Origin of the sequence: Peptoniphilus timonensis JC401, from assembly GCF_000312025.1 — a bacterium.
Lineage (GTDB): Bacteria > Bacillota > Clostridia > Tissierellales > Peptoniphilaceae > Peptoniphilus_A > Peptoniphilus_A timonensis.
In genome coordinates this window covers 23,969-43,588 of sequence record NZ_HE978594.1, presented here as the reverse complement: position 1 = coordinate 43,588, position 19,620 = coordinate 23,969, and the positions used below count along the sequence as shown (strand labels likewise).

22 protein-coding genes, 2 pseudogenes and 2 other annotated features are annotated in these 19,620 nt (G+C 32.7%); of the genes and pseudogenes, 23 read left to right on the top strand and 1 reads right to left on the bottom strand.

The window, feature by feature from the left end; all coding sequences use genetic code 11:
* The first annotated feature begins 26 nt into the window (after positions 1–26).
* The 9 genes and pseudogenes from infC to HGPT_RS03880 all read left to right on the top strand — a co-directional run bounded on the left by infC (position 27) and on the right by HGPT_RS03880 (position 6,729).
* The gene (gene infC / locus HGPT_RS03920; protein WP_230204167.1) at positions 27–614 is read left to right on the top strand and encodes a translation initiation factor IF-3; all 588 of its coding nucleotides are present in this window, start codon (positions 27–29) and stop codon (positions 612–614) included.
* Between the two features lie 11 nt (positions 615–625).
* Positions 626–817: a 50S ribosomal protein L35 gene (gene rpmI, locus HGPT_RS03915; RefSeq protein ID WP_019138562.1), complete on the top strand. Its 192-nt coding sequence runs from the start codon at positions 626–628 to the stop codon at positions 815–817.
* Positions 818–829: 12 nt separating this feature from the next.
* Positions 830–1,180: a 50S ribosomal protein L20 gene (gene rplT, locus HGPT_RS03910; protein ID WP_019138561.1), complete on the top strand. Its 351-nt coding sequence runs from the start codon at positions 830–832 to the stop codon at positions 1,178–1,180.
* A gap of 68 nt (positions 1,181–1,248) precedes the next feature.
* Complete coding sequence (locus HGPT_RS03905; protein WP_040542503.1) at positions 1,249–2,577, top strand: TrkH family potassium uptake protein; 1,329 nt, start codon at positions 1,249–1,251, stop codon at positions 2,575–2,577.
* Between the two features lie 2 nt (positions 2,578–2,579).
* Complete coding sequence (locus HGPT_RS03900) at positions 2,580–3,230, top strand: potassium channel family protein (protein WP_019138558.1); 651 nt, start codon at positions 2,580–2,582, stop codon at positions 3,228–3,230.
* A 353-nt stretch (positions 3,231–3,583) separates the two neighbouring features.
* Positions 3,584–4,666: a DUF3048 domain-containing protein gene (locus HGPT_RS03895; protein WP_019138556.1), complete on the top strand. Its 1,083-nt coding sequence runs from the start codon at positions 3,584–3,586 to the stop codon at positions 4,664–4,666.
* Positions 4,667–4,715: 49 nt separating this feature from the next.
* Positions 4,716–5,233: pseudogene (locus tag HGPT_RS10600) on the top strand (DUF4342 domain-containing protein).
* A 66-nt stretch (positions 5,234–5,299) separates the two neighbouring features.
* A complete protein-coding gene (locus HGPT_RS03885) occupies positions 5,300–6,046 on the top strand; it encodes a TrmH family RNA methyltransferase (RefSeq protein WP_019138555.1) in 747 nt (248 codons plus the stop codon).
* On the top strand, positions 6,043–6,729 hold the full coding sequence (locus HGPT_RS03880) for a DUF6873 family GME fold protein (RefSeq protein WP_019138554.1): 687 nt from the start codon (positions 6,043–6,045) through the stop codon (positions 6,727–6,729). The genes HGPT_RS03885 and HGPT_RS03880 overlap by 4 nt, the downstream gene beginning before the upstream one ends.
* Positions 6,730–6,841: 112 nt before the next feature.
* Here HGPT_RS03880 and HGPT_RS09255 read toward each other — a convergent pair whose 3' ends face one another.
* Complete coding sequence (locus HGPT_RS09255; RefSeq protein ID WP_019138553.1) at positions 6,842–7,738, bottom strand: hypothetical protein; 897 nt, start codon at positions 7,736–7,738, stop codon at positions 6,842–6,844.
* A 164-nt stretch (positions 7,739–7,902) separates the two neighbouring features.
* Positions 7,903–8,081 (top strand) — a binding site (T-box leader).
* 41 nt (positions 8,082–8,122) lie between these two features.
* On the opposite strand from HGPT_RS09255, the pseudogene thrS reads away from it, so the two are divergent.
* The 14 genes and pseudogenes from thrS to HGPT_RS03810 all read left to right on the top strand — a co-directional run.
* Positions 8,123–10,034 (top strand): annotated as a pseudogene (thrS, locus tag HGPT_RS03870) (threonine--tRNA ligase).
* 197 nt (positions 10,035–10,231) lie between these two features.
* Positions 10,232–10,300 (top strand) — a sequence feature (ribosomal protein L21 leader region).
* A 10-nt stretch (positions 10,301–10,310) separates the two neighbouring features.
* Entirely contained in the window at positions 10,311–10,616 is a 306-nt protein-coding gene (gene rplU / locus HGPT_RS03865) for a 50S ribosomal protein L21 (protein WP_019138552.1), read from the top strand.
* Positions 10,616–10,954 carry a ribosomal-processing cysteine protease Prp gene (locus HGPT_RS03860; RefSeq protein WP_019138551.1) on the top strand — a complete coding sequence of 113 codons (339 nt, stop codon included), beginning with the start codon at positions 10,616–10,618 and terminating at the stop codon, positions 10,952–10,954. The genes rplU and HGPT_RS03860 overlap by 1 nt, the downstream gene beginning before the upstream one ends.
* Positions 10,947–11,246 carry a 50S ribosomal protein L27 gene (gene rpmA, locus HGPT_RS03855; RefSeq protein ID WP_019138550.1) on the top strand — a complete coding sequence of 100 codons (300 nt, stop codon included), beginning with the start codon at positions 10,947–10,949 and terminating at the stop codon, positions 11,244–11,246. The genes HGPT_RS03860 and rpmA overlap by 8 nt, the downstream gene beginning before the upstream one ends.
* 144 nt (positions 11,247–11,390) lie before the next feature.
* Positions 11,391–12,659: a GTPase ObgE gene (obgE, locus tag HGPT_RS03850; protein WP_019138549.1), complete on the top strand. Its 1,269-nt coding sequence runs from the start codon at positions 11,391–11,393 to the stop codon at positions 12,657–12,659.
* A 14-nt stretch (positions 12,660–12,673) separates the two neighbouring features.
* On the top strand, positions 12,674–12,961 hold the full coding sequence (gene yhbY, locus HGPT_RS03845; protein WP_019138548.1) for a ribosome assembly RNA-binding protein YhbY: 288 nt from the start codon (positions 12,674–12,676) through the stop codon (positions 12,959–12,961).
* On the top strand, positions 12,961–13,311 hold the full coding sequence (nadD, locus tag HGPT_RS10510; RefSeq protein ID WP_342626060.1) for a nicotinate (nicotinamide) nucleotide adenylyltransferase: 351 nt from the start codon (positions 12,961–12,963) through the stop codon (positions 13,309–13,311). Before yhbY ends, nadD begins: the two co-directional genes overlap by 1 nt.
* A complete protein-coding gene (locus tag HGPT_RS10505; protein WP_342626059.1) occupies positions 13,299–13,568 on the top strand; it encodes a nicotinate-nicotinamide nucleotide adenylyltransferase in 270 nt (89 codons plus the stop codon). Before nadD ends, HGPT_RS10505 begins: the two co-directional genes overlap by 13 nt.
* Positions 13,558–14,013 carry a bis(5'-nucleosyl)-tetraphosphatase (symmetrical) YqeK gene (gene yqeK / locus HGPT_RS03835; RefSeq protein ID WP_019138547.1) on the top strand — a complete coding sequence of 152 codons (456 nt, stop codon included), beginning with the start codon at positions 13,558–13,560 and terminating at the stop codon, positions 14,011–14,013. Before HGPT_RS10505 ends, yqeK begins: the two co-directional genes overlap by 11 nt.
* 112 nt (positions 14,014–14,125) lie before the next feature.
* Positions 14,126–15,004 (top strand): LCP family protein, encoded by an 879-nt coding sequence (locus tag HGPT_RS03830; protein WP_019138546.1) that lies wholly within the window; start codon positions 14,126–14,128, stop codon positions 15,002–15,004.
* A 23-nt stretch (positions 15,005–15,027) separates the two neighbouring features.
* Positions 15,028–15,369 carry a ribosome silencing factor gene (rsfS, locus tag HGPT_RS03825; RefSeq protein WP_019138545.1) on the top strand — a complete coding sequence of 114 codons (342 nt, stop codon included), beginning with the start codon at positions 15,028–15,030 and terminating at the stop codon, positions 15,367–15,369.
* A gap of 2 nt (positions 15,370–15,371) precedes the next feature.
* Positions 15,372–15,749, top strand: coding sequence for a RidA family protein (locus HGPT_RS03820; RefSeq protein ID WP_019138544.1), 378 nt, complete (start codon positions 15,372–15,374; stop codon positions 15,747–15,749).
* A gap of 59 nt (positions 15,750–15,808) precedes the next feature.
* Positions 15,809–16,099 carry a rhodanese-like domain-containing protein gene (locus HGPT_RS03815; protein ID WP_019138543.1) on the top strand — a complete coding sequence of 97 codons (291 nt, stop codon included), beginning with the start codon at positions 15,809–15,811 and terminating at the stop codon, positions 16,097–16,099.
* A 726-nt stretch (positions 16,100–16,825) separates the two neighbouring features.
* The coding region (locus HGPT_RS03810; protein ID WP_218914853.1) for a Rib/alpha-like domain-containing protein at positions 16,826–19,620 on the top strand (2,795 nt) is incomplete at its 3' end.

The window sequence follows — 19,620 nt, the reverse complement described above, 5'->3', positions numbered from 1 at the left end:
ACAGTCATTTAGGTTATTTTAGAATTATGATGAATTTGCGGGCATCTTTGGGTGCTCGCTTTTTTAATTTACGGAGGTGCTTAGAAATTAAAGAACTTCAAATCAATGAAGAGATAAGAGAAAAGGAAGTCAGATTAGTAGATGATGAAGGCAATCAACTTGGAGTTGTGTCTAAAAATCAAGCCATCGATTTGGCTATATCTAAGAAACTGGATCTAGTGAATGTTGCGCCAAACGCAAAACCACCCGTATGTCGTATAATGGACTATGGTAAATACAGATACGAGCAAGAGAAAAAAGAAAAAGAAGCTAAGAAAAAGCAAAAGGTAATCAATGTTAAGGAACTTAGATTTACTCCAAACATTGAAGATCATGACTTAAATACTAAAGCCAATAGAGCTATTGATTTCTTAAAAAACGGTGATAGAGTTAAGGTTTCAGTTAGATTTAGAGGTAGAGAGATGGGTCATACTGATCTTGGTAGAGAAGTTCTCGACAAGTTTTATGATTTAATTTCTGAGTATGGAGTTGTGGACAAAAAACCTAAAATGGAAGGAAGAAGTCTAGTTATGTTCCTTTCAGAAAGAAAAGACAGCGATAAGTCTGAAAAATAAGGAGGATTTTTATGGCAAAGATGAAAACTCACAGAGCTTCCGCAAAGAGGTTTAAGAGAACTGGTACTGGAAAGCTTAAGAGATTTTACGCTTACACAGGACATTTAACAGGTAAGAAATCTGCTAAAAGACTAAGAAAACTTAGAAAGAGCAGTACGGTTTCTAAAGGTGATCAAAGAAGAATTGATCACATGATCCCTTAATAGGAGGTAGAAATGGCTAGAGTAAAAAGAGGCGTTAACGCTAAAAAAAGACATAAGAATATTCTAAAACAATCCAAGGGATATTTTGGTGCAAAATCAAAATTATTTAGAACTGCTAATCAAGCTGTTATGAAATCTCTTAACTATTCATACATTGGTAGAAAACAAAGAAAAAGAGATTTTAGAAAACTTTGGATTACAAGAATTAATGCAGCTGCAAGAATTAATGGCATGAGCTATTCGAAATTCATTAACGGTCTAAAGAAAGCAAACATAACTATTAACAGAAAGATGCTTTCTGAAATGGCAATTAATGATCCAGCTGGTTTTGCTAAATTAGTTGAAATTGCAAAAGAACAATAAATAATTGCTCCCTTTTGGGAGCTTTTTTTGTAGAATAAGTTTGAATAAATTTATTTAATGAGGAAATTATGTTTAGAAAATTAGAAAAGAATCCACCCTTATTTGTGTGCTTATCTTTTTTTGCCCTAATACTTTTAGGGGCAATTTTATTAAATCTTCCCATAGCTAGTGCAGATGGAAATAGTATAGGTTTTTTAAACGCCCTATTTACATCTACTTCAGCTTCATGTGTAACTGGACTAATAGTCGCAAATACAGCTACACAATGGACAGTTTTTGGGAAAATTATTATCATAACACTTATCCAAATTGGGGGTTTGGGTACCATGGTATTTTTATCACTAATTGCCATGGTCCTAAATAGAAGAATTGGAATTACAGAAAGAAGAATCATACAAGAACAGACTAATGCTGATACCAGCAAGGGTATTGTTAAACTTGTAATTTATATTATAAAATTTTCTTTGACTGTGGAACTTGTTGGGGCAATTTTACTTGCCACAAAATTTATTCCTGACTTTGGTCTAAAAAAGGGAATATTATTTTCTCTTTTCCACGCAGTTTCTGCCTTTTGTAATGCAGGATTTGATATTATTGGAAATTCTCTTGTAGATTATGTAGATGACATTACAGTAAATCTTGTAATTGCACTTTTAATTATAATTGGTGGATTGGGTTTTACAGTTTTTATAGATATTTATAGAAAGAAAAAGTTTAAAAACCTTACACTTCACTCAAAAGTTGTAATATCAATTTCAGCAATTCTTCTTTTATTAGGAACTTTTGCCTACTTTTTAATAGAAAACAATAGTGGAGCTATGGAATCATTGACTTTAAAGGGAAAAATTTTATCTTCCTTTTTTATGTCAGTTTCTGCTAGAACGGCAGGTTTTAATTCCATTGACATAGGAAAGATGCAAGAAAGTTCTGTAATTGTGACAATAATTCTTATGTTTATTGGTGCATCACCTGCATCAACTGGAGGGGGAATAAAGACTACTACCTTTGGTATCTTGTTATTCTCAACAATTTCTATACTTAGGGGAAATGATGAAACAGAGATATTCCACAAGACTATATCAAGAGATGCACTCTTAAAGAGTCTTTGTATTTTTTCTTTGGGTTCTGCCATAGTAGTATTTGCTTCTCTTTGGATTACAATAATAGAAAGTGGAAAATTTTTGTACCTAGATATACTTTATGAGATAGTTTCAGCTTTTGGTACAGTTGGTATCACAAGAGGTATAACTCCAAATCTAAGTCCTATGTCAAAATTGATTTTAATAATTCTTATGTATCTTGGAAGAGTAGGAGCAGCAACTTTGGGTATTGGTATTTTAAATAGAAAAAATAAGAAACACACAAGATATTCTTATGGAAAAATAATAGTGGGGTAATTATGAAGACATTTATCGTTTTTGGTTGCGGTAGATTTGGTTCTACTGTAGCAACAAGATTATATGATTTGAAAAATGATGTTGTAATAGTTGATTCTGATCAAGAAAAAATTGATCTTATTAACGACAATGTCACTGAAGCAATTGTATGTGACCTTGAAGATGAAAAGGCAATAGGAGAACTTGCCCTAAAAAATTATGATGTGGCAGTGGTTGCTATTGGGGAAAGTCTTGAACCTGCAATAATGGCAGTTCTTGCATCAAAGGAAGCTGGTATAGAAAAAGTTATAGCCAAGGCACCATCCTATAGATTTGGAAAAATTTTATTAAAATGTGGGGCTGATAAAATCGTCTTTCCTGAAAGAGATATTGGATTTAGACTTGCAAATAATTTATCAAATGATAATCTTTTAAGTTCAGATGAAATTTCTAAGGGATACAGTTACTATGACTTTAAGGCATCAGCAATTATGGATGGAAAAGTACTTGAAGAACTAAATCTTAGAGAGAATTACAATTTTAATGTCTTAATGGTAAAGAGAAATGGAGAAAATAATGTAAATCCAGATCCAAATTTTAAGATAAAAGAGTCTGATACAATAACAGTTTTAGCATCTGATAAGGACATAAAGAAATTTATAGAAGAAAATTAAAATAATAGGACTAGTTTTTCATAACTAGTCTTATTTTTTTGCAAATTTTATAAAAACCTTCTTATAACAAAATAGTATAGGAGTATTAGCCAAGCCACTGTGTGACAGATAATATTGACTCTTTTTCTTATTTTTTCATTCTTAATAATTTTTGTGTACTCAGTTAAAAAATATCCTATTAAAAAGATTAAATAGACAGGAATAATAATAGTCTTAAACATAAATTCATCACCTAACTTAATTCTATCACTAAAAAATATTTAACCAATAAAAATTTGTGGAAAACATCTTATTTACATATCTATATTTATATTCTACAATAAAACTAATACATAAAGAAAAGAGGAAATCTAATGAAAAAATTACAAAAACTTTTACTTATAGGACTAGTTGCCACAAGCCTTGTTGCCTGTGGAAAAACTCCAGCAAATGAAAATAAAGAGCCTGAAGTAAAAGAACCAGAAAAAATAGTTTACTACACACCACTTACTCATGAAGAGAGAGAAGACCAAGAACAAGCCAAGAAAAAAATCTTTGCAGTTATGCTTGATAATCACGACGATGCAAGACCTCAAGCACAAATTTCTAAGGCTGACATAATTTATGAGTACAGGGTTGAAGGCGAGTTCACAAGATACATGGCACTTTTCCAAAGCAACTTCCCTGAAGGCGTGGGACCAGTTCGTTCTGCAAGACCTTACTTTGTGCAAACTGCCAAGGAATACAATGCGATTTACGCTCACTGGGGTGGATCCGAAGCAGGACTTGCTGAAGTTAGAAGTAGAAATGTAGTTGACCTTGACGGAATTGCCCTTGAAGGAATTGTTTTTCACAGAAATAAAGATGTTGGCAAGCGTGCACCTCACAATGGTTACATCTCTCTACCTGAACTAGAAAATTATCTAGTTGATAAGGGAGTGGACGTGAATGACAACACAGCATCTCTTAATTTTTATGACAAGATAGCAGAAATTGAAGGCTTAGATGTAAAAGAAATTACTTTAAACTTCAACAAAAATTACAAGACAAACTTTACTTATGACGATGCAAGTGGAAAATACAAGTACATTCGCCAAGGAGAAGCTGTTCTTGACGAAGCTACTGGCGAAGAATTTACAACAGACAATTTAGTAGTTTTATTCCAAAAGGGAGTAGTTGCAGGACCTAAGGGAACTTTAAAACTTGCAAATATTGGAACAGGTTCAGGTCTTCTTCTTCAAAAGGGAAAACTTGCTCCAATAAATTGGGAAAAAGAAAATGAAGATGCAAGGACAATTTTAAAATATCCTGATGGGACTGAAGTTAAATTTTATCCAGGCAGAACTTTCTTCTCTATAGTTGACCAAGAAAGTGATGCAGTCTATGAAGTTCCACAAGCTGAAGGAGAAGAAAGTACTCAAAATACAAATACAAATGCAGAAAAAGTTGAAAAATAAAGTATTTTAAAAAATTTCTTTTGGGTATCTACTAGTTAGAGGTGATATTATGATTAATATGACAAAAATTGACTATGTTATAAATACAACTGGAGCATCCTATGAAATTGTGAGGAAGGCACTTTTAGATAGTGATGGTGATGTTGATGTAGCAATAACTTATATCAAAGAAGGAAAATACGATGTAAATGTAGAAGCATCAAAGGTTTATGATAGCGAAGAAGAAAAGGATCAAGAATATTCTGAATTTTCTGAATCAAGTGAAAAGAAAAAAATGGCAGAGAATATGTTGACGAAGTTATAAATTATCTTGATGAAATTGTGGATGCAATTAAGGAAATTTGGAGAAAAGGAAATGCAAGTAGACTTTTAGTAGAAAAAGACAATGAAACAGTCCTTTCACTTTCCCTTACAACTTCTGCTATTGGAATGATTTTGGCACTTCCAGCATCACTTCTTGGCATATCTGCAGCTTACATTTATGATTATTCTTTCAAGATTATCATGGACAATGGCGAAGTCATTGATGTAAAAGAATATTTAAAAGACAAGTCTAAATTTTTATAAGTTTAAATTTTATTAAAAAGTTAAGAGCCCTTAGGGGCTTTTTTCTTTAATAAGTTGAGGAGAAAAATGATAATTACAAGCAAAAATAATGATACATACAAATTTTTAAAGGGACTTTTGGAAAAAAAGCACAGACAAGAAAATAAGCTATTTATGGTAGAAAAACCTGTAGTTATTGAAGAAGCAAAAGACTTTAAAATAGAATACCTTGCCCTAAGTGAATCTGCCTTTAAAGAAAATAAATTTGAAAATATAAGAAAGAATGTAGATGAAGAAAATATTTATATTTTTTCAGATAAAATTTTTAAAAATCTCTGCGATGCAGTGACATCTCCTGGCATACTTGCCTATTACAGGGGAATTCACAGAGATTTTGACAAAAGTTCTGGTAAATATTTGTACCTAGATGACATAAGGGAACCTGGAAATCTTGGTGGAATAATTCGTTCTGCTGATGCACTGGGACTTGATGGGCTTATAATTTCTCCAAATTCATGTGATCTTTACAATCCTAAGACTGTGAGGTCTTCCATGTCATCAATTTTTAGATTGCCAATTTATTTTATGACTAGGGAAGATTTGGTGAATTTAGATTTTAACATTATTGCAACTTCACTAGAAAATTCAAAATCTACAAGGGATTATGAATTTAAGGATAAAGACATTGTGGTAATTGGAAATGAAGCAAAGGGAGTTTCTGAATTTTTGATGAAGAATGCAAAAGAATTTTTAAATATTCCCATTTCTCCCAAGGTTGACTCCCTTAATGCCAATGTTGCAGCATCAATTATAATTTACGAGATGATGAAATGACCTATGTACTAGTGGCAGAAAATTTTCCAGAAAAATCTTTGGAGAAATTAAAAGATTATGGAAAAATTGTAAGAACAAAATCAAATAAAAATTTAATGAAAGGACTAGACACACATCCAGATATTTTAGTCCACCCACTTCCCAGTGGAGAGCTTGTAGTAGATAGAGATAATTTAGAATATTACAAAAAAATTTTACCAGACAAAAGAATAATTCCATCTCAATCAAAACTGTCAAAAAAATATCCTAGAGATGTAGCACTAAATGCCTTCACTTTTAAAAATTATTTTATCCACAATTTGAAGTACACAGACGAAGTTCTTTTAGATTATTACAAAAATTCCGGCTATGATCTGTTGAATATTAAGCAGGGCTATGCCAAGTGTTCCTGCCTTGTGACAGAAGATTTTATAATAACAAGTGACGGCGGAATTTATGAGAGTCTAAAGGACTTTATCCCAATTTATAAAATAAAGCATGGAGAGATTAGGCTTCAGAACTTTAACTACGGTTTTATTGGTGGGGCAAGTGGAGCCTTGGGCAAAAAAATATTCTTCACAGGAGATTTTTCTCATCATTCATCCCATGAAGAAATTTTAAAAATAATAAATAATTATGATTATGAAATTGAAATTTTATCAAAAGACCAAATAGAAGATTTTGGTTCTATTTATTTTATTTGAGGGTCTTTGTAAAAGTGACAAATATAAAAGATGGTATATAGAAGGGTTAATGACCTTCTTTAATACCATCTTTTATTTATAATATAATTATTAGGATATTTATAAACATATACTATCTATTTATTTTTTTGTTAAGAATTTTTTCATATAAAAATTTATTATCATAAAGGTAATCAAACATTAACTTAGAAAGCAAATCTTTAAAGACATAATCTTCTTCAAGGTAAGATTCTTTAGAAACCCCAGAAATGTAAGTCATCTCTGTTAGAAGTATACCACTATTTGTAGACATATATTTAGTCTTTTCTTCAAGTATAAGAAAAAGAAAATCACCATACTCAGCCTCTCGTGGATCTACATATTCTATACTTTTTTCATTTTCTATAATTTTAAAGTAGCGAAAGGACATGTCCTTTATCTCAACATTTAGCTTATCATTTCCCACGAAATACTTTGCACTTTCACGAAGCATATCCTTCTTGTAAGAAGGTAATTCTGAAAAATCAATTTCAACAATATCAAATTTATTTTTGAGATAATATATAAGGTATTTTGAATCTCTCTCGCCAATAGGAATTAGGTGTTTGAACATTTTAATTTGAGTTTCATAGTTCACTTTACTTTTACATCTCCTCAAAGGATTATTATATAAAATAATTTTAACTCCTCTTAGGGAGTTTTTTTCTTGTCCTTTTAATAAGTAAAGGGACAAGACCAGGCCAAGTACAAAAAATATTATAGAAGTGAAAGAATAGTCAACTACTTTGAAAAAATAAATTATAAAAAAGTTGTTGTAGATAATTGGAATAAGTAAAATATAGAGAAAATATAAGTTTTTGTTTTTGTAAATGAAGGGCAGTGAAATCAAAATTGGCAAGGCAAGAGAACTTAGTCCATGAAAATTTAAAAATGCAAAAAAACCATATAAATTTTCTTCAAGGACGGGAAGAATTGGTATTGATCCTATAATTATTATTAAAATTAGAATATATTTTAACTTATTTTTCATACTTTCCTCCAAAAAACTTTTCTTTAATAATTATATCAAAAAAAATAAAAATCTTGTTTTAAATAATTTCTCCTGGGTAATATAAAAAGGCGAGAGAAATGATAAATTCTTTCAAAATATTCTTGAAGATGTAAAAACTTTATGATATTATAGAAACAATTTTAAAAGAGACTTTGATAAGAAGAGTAAAATATATAAAATTCTAAGAGAGGAAATGGCAGCTGAAAATTTCTAATTTTATATTTTTGAAAACTAACTTGGAGTCCCATAGCAAACTATGGCGTAAGGATGCGTTAAATCCCTAGAGTTTAATTAAGGTGGAACCACGGTCATCGTCCTTTGGGATGGTGACTTTTTTTATTATTAATTTTTAGGAGGATATAAATGATTATTAAATACCCAGACGGCTCACAAAAAGAATACGAAAGTGGAGTTAAGGTATCAAAAATTACAGGAGATATATCACAAGGACTACTAAGAGATTCTCTTGGAGCAGTAGTAAATGGAGAAATCTTAGGACTTGATGATGAAGTTTATGAAGATAGCGACTTTAAAGTTGTAAAATTTGAAGACAATGAAGGAAAAAGAATTTTATGGCACACTGCATCTCACATTATGGCTTATGCCATTCAAGAGCTTTATCCAGAAACAAAATTTGCTATTGGACCTTCAACTGAAACAGGATTCTACTACGACCTTGACCTTGAACACAGATTTGTAGAAGAAGATTTAAAAGCAATTGAAGACAAAATGAAAGAAATTGCCAAAAAAAGATCTTCCAGTAGAAAAAATTGAAGTTTCAAGAGAAGAAGCACTTGCACATTTCAAAGAAAAAAATCAAGATTATAAAATTGAACTAATAAATGACCTTCCAGAAGATGAAAAAATCACAATGTATAAGATTGGTGACTTCGTTGACCTTTGCAAGGGACCACATCTTCTTTCAACTAAAAAAGTTAAGGCAATAAAACTTCTTTCAATAGCTGGTGCTTATTGGAGAGGCGATTCTAACAACAAGATGCTTCAAAGAATTTATGGTATTGCTTTTGAAAAACAAAAACAATTAGATGAATATATTGAAAGACGTGAAGAAGCAGAAAAGAGAGACCACAGAAAACTTGGAAAAGAACTTGACCTATTTAGTATGCACGAAGAAGGACCAGGATTCCCATTCTTCCATCCAAATGGAATGGTTTTAAGAAATACTCTTCTTAACTGGTGGAGAGGAGTTCTTGAAGAAAATGGTTACGGAGAAATTTTAACTCCAATTATCTTAAATGAAGCTCTATGGCACAGATCAGGTCACTGGGATCACTACAAGGACAATATGTACTTCACAAAAATTGATGATGGCGATTATGCTGTTAAACCAATGAACTGTCCAGGATCAATTTTAGTTTACAATTCAAATAATCACTCTTATAGAGATTTACCAGTAAGACTTGCAGAATACGGCGTTGTTCACAGACACGAACTTTCTGGAGCTCTACACGGACTATTTAGAGTAAGAACATTTACTCAAGATGATGCCCACGTTTATTGCTTGTTCTCACAAGTAAAAGACGAAGTATTTAAGATGATTGATTTAGCAGATTATTTATATTCAACTTTTGGATTTAAATATTCAATTGAACTTTCAACAAGACCAGATGACTACATGGGAGATCTTGAAGCTTGGAATTTAGCAGAAAAATCACTAAAAGAAGCTCTTGAAGAAAAGAACTTACCATACACAATTAACGAAGGCGACGGAGCTTTCTATGGTCCAAAGATTGACTTCCACCTAGAAGATGCCATTGGAAGAACTTGGCAATGTGGTACAATCCAACTTGATTTCCAACTTCCAGAAAACTTTGACTTAACTTATGTTGATGAAGATGGAGAAAAGAAAAGACCAGTTATGCTTCACAGAGCCCTACTTGGATCAGTTGAAAGATTTATGGGTATCCTAATCGAACACTTTGCAGGTAAGTTCCCACTATGGTTATCTCCAGTACAAGTTGAAGTAATTCCTGTATCTGACAAATTTAAAGACTATGCACAAAAAATTGCAGATAAACTTCACGAAGAAGGACTTAGAGTTCACCTTGATGGACGTACAGAAAAAGTTGGTTACAAGATTAGAGAAGCACAAGTTAAGAAGATTAACTACATGCTAGTAATTGGAGAAAAAGAAGAAACTTCTGGCAAACTTTCTGTTAGAAAGAGAAGTGGAGAAGAAATCCAAGATGTTGATGTAGATGAATTTATCGAATCACTTAAAGAAGAAATTAAAAATAAGACAATTACTGAATAAAAAATAAGTTGAATCTTGAAAGTCTTACAAAATAAAGATAAAATCTTAGCAGGTCTTGTTTTAGGACCTGCTAATTTTATAAAATTTTCAAAATCCATACTCTCATGAAAGATAAAAATAAGAATAAAAATTTTGGAAAATTATAATTGTAAAAATTATGAAATTTTATTTACAAAGAGGCTTATTTGTGATAAAATTCATTGATGTAACCGCACAGAATAGGTTTTAAATCCTTGATGCCTATGATGGCGAGTCTTGTAATGAGGAGGTGCTACAATGTACGCAATTATTGAAACAGGCGGAAAACAATATACTGTTGAAGCTGGTGACAAAATTAGAGTTGAAAAATTAGATGTAAAAGAAGGCGACAAAGTAACTTTTGATAAGGTTTTATTTGTATCTGGTGATGATGCTAAAATCGGAACTCCATACGTTGAAGGAGCTAAGGTTGAAGCTAAAGTACTAGCTCAAGATAAGGCAAAAAAAGTTGTCGTTTACAAATACAAAGCTAAGAAAAACGAAAGAAAGAAAAACGGACACCGTCAACCATACACTTTAGTTGAAATTTCAGGAATTAACTAATGACTAGTATTGACCTTTACAAAAAGGGAAATTATTACTGTGGATTTAAGTCTTGTGGCCATGCTGAGGGCGAATTTGACACACTTGTCTGCTCTAGCATTTCTACTCTCACTCAAACCCTTTATTTTACCTTAATAAATAAGCTGGGCGTAAGTGAAAGTGATATAGATGACATACAAGGCGACGGATTGTTAAAAATAGAAATTTTAAAAAGTGATATTTTTAAAAGAAAAGATATTCAAACTTGTTTTGAATTTATGATAACGGGGATAGAGCTTATAAATGAAGCTTACCCAGAGTATTTGACACTAAAGAAGGTGGAGGTGCAAAATGATTAAATTTGATTTATTGCTTTTTTCTTCAAAAAAGGGAGCAGGTTCTTCTAAGAATGGTCGTGACTCAAACTCAAAAAGACTTGGAGTTAAAAGAGGAGACGGACAATTTGTTCTAGCTGGTAACATCATCGTTAGACAAAGAGGAACAAAAATCCATCCAGGTGAAAATGTAATGAAAGGGTCAGATGACACTTTATTTGCAACAGCTGATGGAATCTTAAGATTCACAACTAAGGGCAAAGGCGGAAAGAAATTCGCTAATGTTTACCAAGAAGAAAAAGTTGAATTAGCATAATAGATAAAGCAAGGGAGACCTTGCTTTTATTTTTTTGTAAAATCTAATTTTCACAAAGATTTTACATATTTGACATAAGGTTCAAGTTTTCACTACAATTCTATGTTCTTTCTATGATATAATTTTAGAAAATGCGAGGTAAAAATGTTTATAGATATAGCTAAAATAAAATTGAAGGCCGGAAAAGGTGGAGATGGCGCTGTCGCTTGGAGAAGAGAAAAATTTGAACCAGCAGGAGGACCAGCTGGTGGCGACGGAGGCAGAGGTGGCAATGTAATTGTAATGACAGACTCTGGACTTCACACTTTGATGGACTTTAGATATAAAAGAGAATACAAGGCCGAAAATGGACAAAACGGCATGAATAAATTAAAATTTGGGAAAAATGGAGAAGATATCATCCTAAAAGTACCTGTGGGAACCCTAATTAGGGATGCCAATACTAATGGAGTTATCTACGACTTAAAAGAAAACAATATGTCTGTCACTGTCTGCAAGGGTGGACGTGGCGGCATGGGCAATGCAAGATTTAAAACATCAACAAGACAAGCCCCAGCTTTTGCCCAAGCAGGTAACAAGGGAGAAGAGAGAGAAATTATCTTAGAACTAAAACTTCTTGCCGATGTTGGACTAGTTGGTTTTCCAAACGTAGGTAAGTCAACACTTCTTTCCATAGTTACATCTGCCACACCAAAGATTGCTAACTATCACTTTACAACACTTTCTCCAAATCTTGGAGTTGTAAAAATTGATGAAGGAGAATCCTTTGTAATTGCAGATATACCTGGACTAATTGAAGGAGCGTCAGTTGGGATTGGTCTTGGTGACGAATTCTTAAAACACGTTGAAAGAACTGGAATTTTAATCCACGTCCTAGATGTTTCAGGTTCAGAATCTAGAGACCCAGTAGAAGACTTTTACAAGATTAACGAAGAACTTGTGAGATACAATGAAAAACTGGGACAAAAAAAGCAAATAATCTTTGCAAATAAAACTGATATGCCAGGTGCAGAAGAAAATCTTAAAAAATTAAGAGAAGAACTTGGCGATAAATACGAAATAATAGCAGGATCATGTGCCACAACAGAAAATGTTGATAAGCTAATGAAGCTAACTTATAATAGTTTACAAGAAGTAGATTATACAGATTACGAAACTTATGACGAAGAACACGTAGAAGAAGTTACAAGAGAAGAAGGCATAAGAGTATTTAAGGACCAAGGTCAATACTTTGTTGAAGGACCTTATATTGACAAACTCCTTCGCTCAACTAACTTTGACGATTACGATTCACTTAAATATTTCCAAGAAAACCTTAGAAAAAATAAAGTTGTAGAAAAACTTGAAGAACTTGGGGCAGATGATGGCTGCTCAGTATTTATTGGTGGATACGAATTTGAATTTTTTGAATAAATAAAGGTGATAGAATGTTAACAGGTAAAGAAAGATCATACCTAAAGAGCCTTGCCCACAATATGGACCCACTTATACAATTGGGCAAAGATGGGATAAACGAAGGCTTTTTAAGTCAAATAGATAAACTTTTAGAAGATCACGAAATTGTAAAAATAAAAGTTTTGCAAAATGCACCAGTAGAAGTTGACGAAATTGTTGACGAAATACTAGAAAAAACTGGAGCAGAATTTGTCCAAAAAATTGGCAAGAAACTTACAATTTATAGAGAATCTAAAGAAAATAAAAAAATAGAATTATAATGAAAAAGTACGGAATTTTTGGAGGATCCTTTAATCCAATCCACTATGGACATCTCATGATTTGTGAATATATAAAAGAAGAAATGGGTCTAGACAAGGTAATTTTTATACCAACGGGAAACCCTCCCCACAAGGAAATCGAAGTTTCTGCCAAAGATAGATATGAGATGGTAAAAACTGCCATTTCACCGAACCCTGATTTTGACATATCTGATATAGAAACTACAAGAGTAAAATTATCCTACACAGTGGACACAATTAGAGAACTAAAAGAAATCTACAAAGAAGAAAAATTATATTTCATAATAGGCATGGATTCACTTTTCCAACTTAAAACTTGGAAAAAATAAAAGACCTATCTAGTGAAATAGAATTTGTAGTTGCCAAAAGACCAGGCTATCTTGATGATGAAAAAATAAATAGAGAAATAAAATATTTAAAAGAAATTTTTGGTACAAAAATTATTTTAGTAGAAACTCCTCTCTATGAAATTTCATCAACTGATCTAAGAGATAGAATAAAAAAAGGAAAGTCCCTTAGATACCTAATACCGAAAAAAGTTCTTAACTATATAGAAGAAAGCGAGTTTTACAAAAATGAGCTCTGATTTAAAAAAATTTGAAAAAGAAATTAAAGATAGAATTGGAGAAAAAAGATTTCTTCACACACAAAGAGTAAAGAAAGTTGCTATTGAACTTGCAAAAATCCACGGAGTTGACCAAGAAAAAGCAGAAATCGCAGGATTTTTACATGATTGTGCAAAAATAAGAGATAAAAAGAATTTGTTAAAAGCTGCAAAAGAAAATAATCTTCTCATAACAAAAGAGATGCAGAGAGCTCCACAAATTATCCATTCTTATCTTGGTGCAGTTTACGCAAAAGAATTTTATGGTATAGATGATGAAGACATTTTAAATGCCATAACATATCACACAACAGGAAGAGTAAATATGTCTGATCTTGAAAAAATAATATTCTTGGCAGATTATATTGAACCTATGAGAAATTTTGATGGAGTAGAAGAAGCAAGAGAACTTGCAAAAAAGACCTAGATGAGGCAATGTATTTTGCCTTAAATAATACTTTAAAATTTTTAGTAACACATGATACCTATATAGTGCCAAGCACTGTTACTGCTAGAAATTTTTATAAGGAGTTGAACTCTTGAAAACTTTTTTTAAATCTTTTTTCACAACAATTCTCGTCATAATTATCTTGGCTCTTGCAGCTTTTGCAGGTTACTTTTATTTCTTGGGAGATGAAGATGAGAATAAAAGCTATCAAGAAGGCGAGGACCTACAATTTTTAATGCTGGGAGTTGACTCTCTTGATGCAAAAAATGCCAACAACGCAAGATCCGATACTATAATGGTGGTAAACGTAGATGGCAAAAGTGGAAAAGTAAATATAATTTCTATCCCAAGAGATACTTACACAAAAATAAAGGGCTATAAAAAGACAAAAATCAATCACTCCTTTAAGTATGGAGGCAGCGAACTTACCCTTGACACAGTGAACAATCTCTTAGGCACAGACATAAAATATTATGTCACAGTGGACTATAGATTTGTAGAAGACGTGGTAGATAAAATTGGTGGAGTAGAAGTCGACGTGCCCATTGATATGAATTATGAAGACCCAACAGCTGATCCACCACTTAAAATTGACATCAAACAAGGCAGACAAACCCTAAAAGGCTACGATGCAATAGGATTTTTGAGATTCAGAAAGGGTTATAAAGATGCAGACCTTGGCAGAGTTAAGGCACAACAACAATTTATGTCAGCAATACTCTCCAAGATGAAAGACCCTAAAACTTTAGTAAAATCCCCTCTTCTACTTGGATCTTATATAAATTACACAGAAAACAATATACCAGTAAAAAAACTTGTACAAGTCGCAGCAAAAATGCGTAACATAACAAGTGAGGATATAAACACAAGTACCCTAGCAGGTACGCCAAAATACATTGGAGGAGTATCCTACTTCATACCAAATGAAAACAAAATACAAGTAATGCTATTGGAATACAATTTTAAATAAGAAAAAATAAAATAGGAGGTAAAATGACAGTACAAGAAAAATTAGACATTATAATCGAATCATGTGAAGCAAAAAAAGGAATCGACATCAAAGTTCTTGACATTCAAGGAATGACATCAATAGCAGACTATTTCGTAGTAGTTAGTGGTAACTCATCAACACAAGTTGACGCCTTAGCAAGAGAAATCGACGAAAAATTATCTGAAAAAGGCGAAGGACCACAAAACCTAGAAGGCAAAAACTCAAGCAGGTGGATAATCTTGGACTTTGGCGACATAATAGTCCACGTATTTCACAAAGATGAAAGAGAATACTACAATCTAGAAAGATTGTGGGAAGAAAACAAAGACACTGAGGAGGAATAATTATGGTAAAAACATTACACACAGAAAAAGCACCAGCAGCAGTTGGTCCATATTCACAAGCAACAGAAGTTAACGGATTTATATTCACATCAGGACAACTTCCACTAGTTCCAGAAACTGGAGAACTAATTACAGACGACATCAAAAAAGCAACAGCAAGAAGCCTTGACAACGTAAAGGCAATCCTTGAAGAAGCTGGATCAAGCATGGATAAAGTTGTAAAAGTTAACATCTTCCTAGACGATATAAATGACTTTGCTGCAGTAAACGAAGTTTATGCAGAATATTTCACAGACCACAAACCAGCAAGATCTTGTGTAGAAGTTGCAAAACTACCAAAAGCTGGACTACTAGAAATCGAAGCAATCGCAGTAAAATAATTTACAAAAAGGACCCACTTGGGTCTTTTTTAATAAAAAATTTTTCAAAAGAGGTAGACATGAGAGAAATAAACGTAAATGAAGTAGATAGAATTGTTGACCCAATAATAATTGACGTGAGAGAAGACTACGAACTAGAAGAAACAGGAACAATAAAAAATTCAATTCACATTCCCATGGACCAAATTCCAAATAGACTAAAAGAAATCCCAAAAGATAGAGATATATATGTACTCTGCAGAAGCGGAGTGAGATCCTATAACGTGGCAGCATATCTTGAAGAAAGAGGATATGACGTCACAAACCTAGATGGTGGAATCCTAGATTACAAGGGAAAATTAGAAAAATAAAAATTTTATGAGATATCCCAGGCTCTAAAAAGCTTGGGATATTTTTTTTATCCAAAATAAATAAAAGTTTTGGGTTTTTTATAAAAATTAATAATATAATAGATAGCTTATTTAAGTAAAATGAAGAAAAGGCGAGTATAAAAATAATTGTATGCGAATTGTTACAAAAATGTAAAATTATAAAAAATATCTATGGGTAAAAAAGAAAAAATATTACATTTTAAATTGGTTTATTACTATGAAAAACGCACGAATAATGCCCTTAAAATAGTATTTATTTAATATTTCCAATGAGAGAAAATGTTACACCAAAATAAAAACTGTATTTTATTCTGTACAATTTTCATCAAAATGTACGATTGTACACAAAAAATTCATTGAAGTTGATGGATTTTAAGAAAAGACAACTAGAAAATTATAGTAACTTTTGATATAATATTATACCAAAGTAAAAGGGTAAGTATTTTTTTAAAATTTATCCTATCACTAAATATCTATTTGATATAATTATAATGTATTATGGAAAAAGGAGAGGATAGATAAACAAATATAGTGAAAAATTTAAATTAGCTGACATCATTGATTAAGATAATTTATAAATAATGAAAGAAAATTGTAACTTTATTGTGAAAAGAAAGGAAGAAGAAAAAGAAATGGATAAAAAAAGAAAAAGTCAACACCAATCGTGTTGCTGCTTATGCTTTATCTGGAGTAATGCTAGCTGGTATGATTCCATATAACGTATTTGCAAATCCTGAAGAAGCACAAAATGCTTTAACTAATGTAGTAGCTGCCAGCGAACCTAGATTAGCATTATCACCAGCTAAAGGTCCAGTAGCTGTAAGAGACGCTGCAGAACCAGAAGACACAACTACAAGTGCAGATGCAAAAAATGCAGTTCACGGTTTTGTAGGTCTCCTAGTTGGTAAAGACATAAATGCTGATTTGAAAGACGAAACAGGTCAAGCATTTAAACCAATAGAAGGGGTAAAAGTTTATTTTCAATGGTATGAAGCAAAAGGAAATAGAACTTCTCCAACTTATTATGCAGTTTCAGGAGCTGACGGACAGTTCCATATTAAGGTGAAACCATATATTGGTGAAGACGGAAAATTAGTAAAATTTGATGCTGATACAACAGTATCAGCAGGAAATGAATCCTATAAGATGTGGGTAGATGAATCCACTATTCCAGAAGGCTACCAACTTCAATACTCTACAGGAGAAGGTGTTGAATTTACAGACAGAAGAGTAGCAGGTGGCGGTTACCAACTTGGACCTAACAGACTTGTAAACTACAGAGTCCTTCTAATGCAAAAACAAGATGAAGCTAAGATGCATAAAGAAGCAAATGAAACAGGTCCACAAATATTTAAAACCAAACCTGGTCAAGGAGCAGTTAGAGGAAAAGTCTCTTGGGACTATGAATCTGCAGGTGGTGTTCAATGGGGTATAGTTTCAACACCTACATCACCAGCTGAAGGGGTGACAGTTACAGCATCCTACCTATCTGACTATGCATTGAAACAAATATACAGTGCTGATACTGCCAATATGTTAGGCGTTTCATCTCCTAGTAAAATTCGTGGATCAGGTTGGACATTTAAACTTGAAACTCAATTACAAGAGTGGATAGCAGAACAAGTTGCAGCTGATAAAGACAAATGGATTGCAGAAACTGTAAGTGCAGTTACAAATGCTGAAGGTGACTACAAAATCCAATTTAAGGGAACTTGGGGACCTCATAGAAATACTTCTAAAGTAGCTGAATACACAAGAGAAGCAGGAAAATACTACGCAGGTGATGCGCATAGATGGAGCGAGGAAGAAGCAAACCGTCTTGGTACAGTTGCAGAAAATGCAGAAGATGGTTCTTTCTTAACAGGTGCACTTGACTGGAATGAAAAACACGTTAACTCTGACTGGTTATTTATATCTACTAAAGGAACTGATGATGTTGTGTTAAGAACTCCATGGAACTACAACTGGTACACAGGTTCTGACGATGGCTGGGGTATCCATGGTGGTTGGGCTCAAACAGCTTTTGGTGTATCTACAGTTCAAGCAGCAAACTCAACAAGAGCTGACTTTAACTTAGCTCCAGCAGAAATTAAGTTTAATATTACAAACTTTGATACCCAAGCAAACACTGCAACACCAGGAGATGTAGCAAAAACTAATACTGCAGGTCTTCCTTACAAGAATACAAATGATTCATTTAAAATAGTTTGGTATGATCAAGATGGAAAGAAGATAAAAGAAGAACCTACACAAAAACCAACAGCAACAGGTGCATTAGCAGAAGGTACTTTTGATACAAAAGATGTAAAAGAAACAAAAACATTTATAGCAAAACTTCACTATGTTGATTCAAAAGGGAAATTAGGACAAGTTTTAGCTCAAGATGCATTTACAGTTAAGGTTAACGACAAAATTGGATCACTTTATGAAGAAGTTGAATTCTCAAATGGAGAAACTGAAGGTGCAACTTATGCTGCAACAGGTCTTCCAAGTGGACTTACAATTGATGAATCTACAGGAAAAGTAACAGGAAAGCCAACTGAAGCTGGTAAATTCACAGTAACTACAACAATTACTGTACCTGCAGACGATAAAGATGCAGAAGCTATTTCTGTAGATAAAACAGATGAATATATCATCACAGACTCTCCATTAGAAGATGGAGCTGTGAACACTGAATACAAACAAACTGTAAAACCAACAGAAGTTGATGGATATGTATTTAAAAATGTAACAGCTAAATTTATCGATAAAAAAGCTATTGATGGATTAACTATTGAACGAGACAAGATTTCTGGTACACCAACTACTAAGGTTGAAGCTACTCAAGAAGATCCAAATGTAGAAGTAACTTATGACATCTACAAATTAAACGATAAAGGCGAAGAAGTCCTAATCAAAAAAGGACACGTTGATAAAGTTCCTCTATCAATTAAAGATGGAGAATCTGCTAAGTATGAACCTGAATACAAAGCTGTTGATGGAAAAGTAGGAGAAGAAGCAACAGTTGCAGCTCCAACATTTAAAGACAAAGAAGGAAATCCTGCTACACCAGAAAATGTAACTTACGAATTAGGTGAAGGAGCTCCAGAAGGTGCAAAAGTTAATGCTGACGGTAGCGTAACTTATACACCAGTTGAAGCAGATGCAGGAAATACTGTAAATGTTCCTGTAGTAGTAAAATACTCTGATGGAACAACTGACAAAGTAGATGCTCCAATTAATGTAGCAAAATTAGACGACATCATAGACAGAACAGACGATCCAAGCAAACCAACACCAGACGGATATGTAAGAGTTACATTTACAAATGGTGATGGTGTAAACGAAATCGCAAACAACAAAGTATATGATGTAAAAGAAGGAACAGTATTACCAGCTGATAAATATCCAGAAGTAACAACAAAAGACGGATATGAAAATCCAACTTGGTCAACAACTCCAGGAACAGCAATAACAGCTGATAACGCAACAATAACAGCAACAGCAACAAAAACAAT

What these genes read in the sequence shown, in the direction of transcription:
- infC (WP_230204167.1), top strand. Translation starts at nt 27, where the DNA reads ATGATGAATTTGCGGGCATCTTTGGGTGCTCGCTTTTTTAATTTACGG.
- rpmI (WP_019138562.1), top strand. Translation starts at nt 626, where the DNA reads ATGGCAAAGATGAAAACTCACAGAGCTTCCGCAAAGAGGTTTAAGAGA.
- rplT (WP_019138561.1), top strand. Translation starts at nt 830, where the DNA reads ATGGCTAGAGTAAAAAGAGGCGTTAACGCTAAAAAAAGACATAAGAAT.
- HGPT_RS03905 (WP_040542503.1), top strand. Translation starts at nt 1,249, where the DNA reads ATGTTTAGAAAATTAGAAAAGAATCCACCCTTATTTGTGTGCTTATCT.
- HGPT_RS03900 (WP_019138558.1), top strand. Translation starts at nt 2,580, where the DNA reads ATGAAGACATTTATCGTTTTTGGTTGCGGTAGATTTGGTTCTACTGTA.
- HGPT_RS03895 (WP_019138556.1), top strand. Translation starts at nt 3,584, where the DNA reads ATGAAAAAATTACAAAAACTTTTACTTATAGGACTAGTTGCCACAAGC.
- HGPT_RS03885 (WP_019138555.1), top strand. Translation starts at nt 5,300, where the DNA reads ATGATAATTACAAGCAAAAATAATGATACATACAAATTTTTAAAGGGA.
- HGPT_RS03880 (WP_019138554.1), top strand. Translation starts at nt 6,043, where the DNA reads ATGACCTATGTACTAGTGGCAGAAAATTTTCCAGAAAAATCTTTGGAG.
- HGPT_RS09255 (WP_019138553.1), bottom strand. Translation starts at nt 7,738, where the DNA reads ATGAAAAATAAGTTAAAATATATTCTAATTTTAATAATAATTATAGGA.
- rplU (WP_019138552.1), top strand. Translation starts at nt 10,311, where the DNA reads ATGTACGCAATTATTGAAACAGGCGGAAAACAATATACTGTTGAAGCT.
- HGPT_RS03860 (WP_019138551.1), top strand. Translation starts at nt 10,616, where the DNA reads ATGACTAGTATTGACCTTTACAAAAAGGGAAATTATTACTGTGGATTT.
- rpmA (WP_019138550.1), top strand. Translation starts at nt 10,947, where the DNA reads ATGATTAAATTTGATTTATTGCTTTTTTCTTCAAAAAAGGGAGCAGGT.
- obgE (WP_019138549.1), top strand. Translation starts at nt 11,391, where the DNA reads ATGTTTATAGATATAGCTAAAATAAAATTGAAGGCCGGAAAAGGTGGA.
- yhbY (WP_019138548.1), top strand. Translation starts at nt 12,674, where the DNA reads ATGTTAACAGGTAAAGAAAGATCATACCTAAAGAGCCTTGCCCACAAT.
- nadD (WP_342626060.1), top strand. Translation starts at nt 12,961, where the DNA reads ATGAAAAAGTACGGAATTTTTGGAGGATCCTTTAATCCAATCCACTAT.
- yqeK (WP_019138547.1), top strand. Translation starts at nt 13,558, where the DNA reads ATGAGCTCTGATTTAAAAAAATTTGAAAAAGAAATTAAAGATAGAATT.
- rsfS (WP_019138545.1), top strand. Translation starts at nt 15,028, where the DNA reads ATGACAGTACAAGAAAAATTAGACATTATAATCGAATCATGTGAAGCA.
- HGPT_RS03820 (WP_019138544.1), top strand. Translation starts at nt 15,372, where the DNA reads ATGGTAAAAACATTACACACAGAAAAAGCACCAGCAGCAGTTGGTCCA.
- HGPT_RS03815 (WP_019138543.1), top strand. Translation starts at nt 15,809, where the DNA reads ATGAGAGAAATAAACGTAAATGAAGTAGATAGAATTGTTGACCCAATA.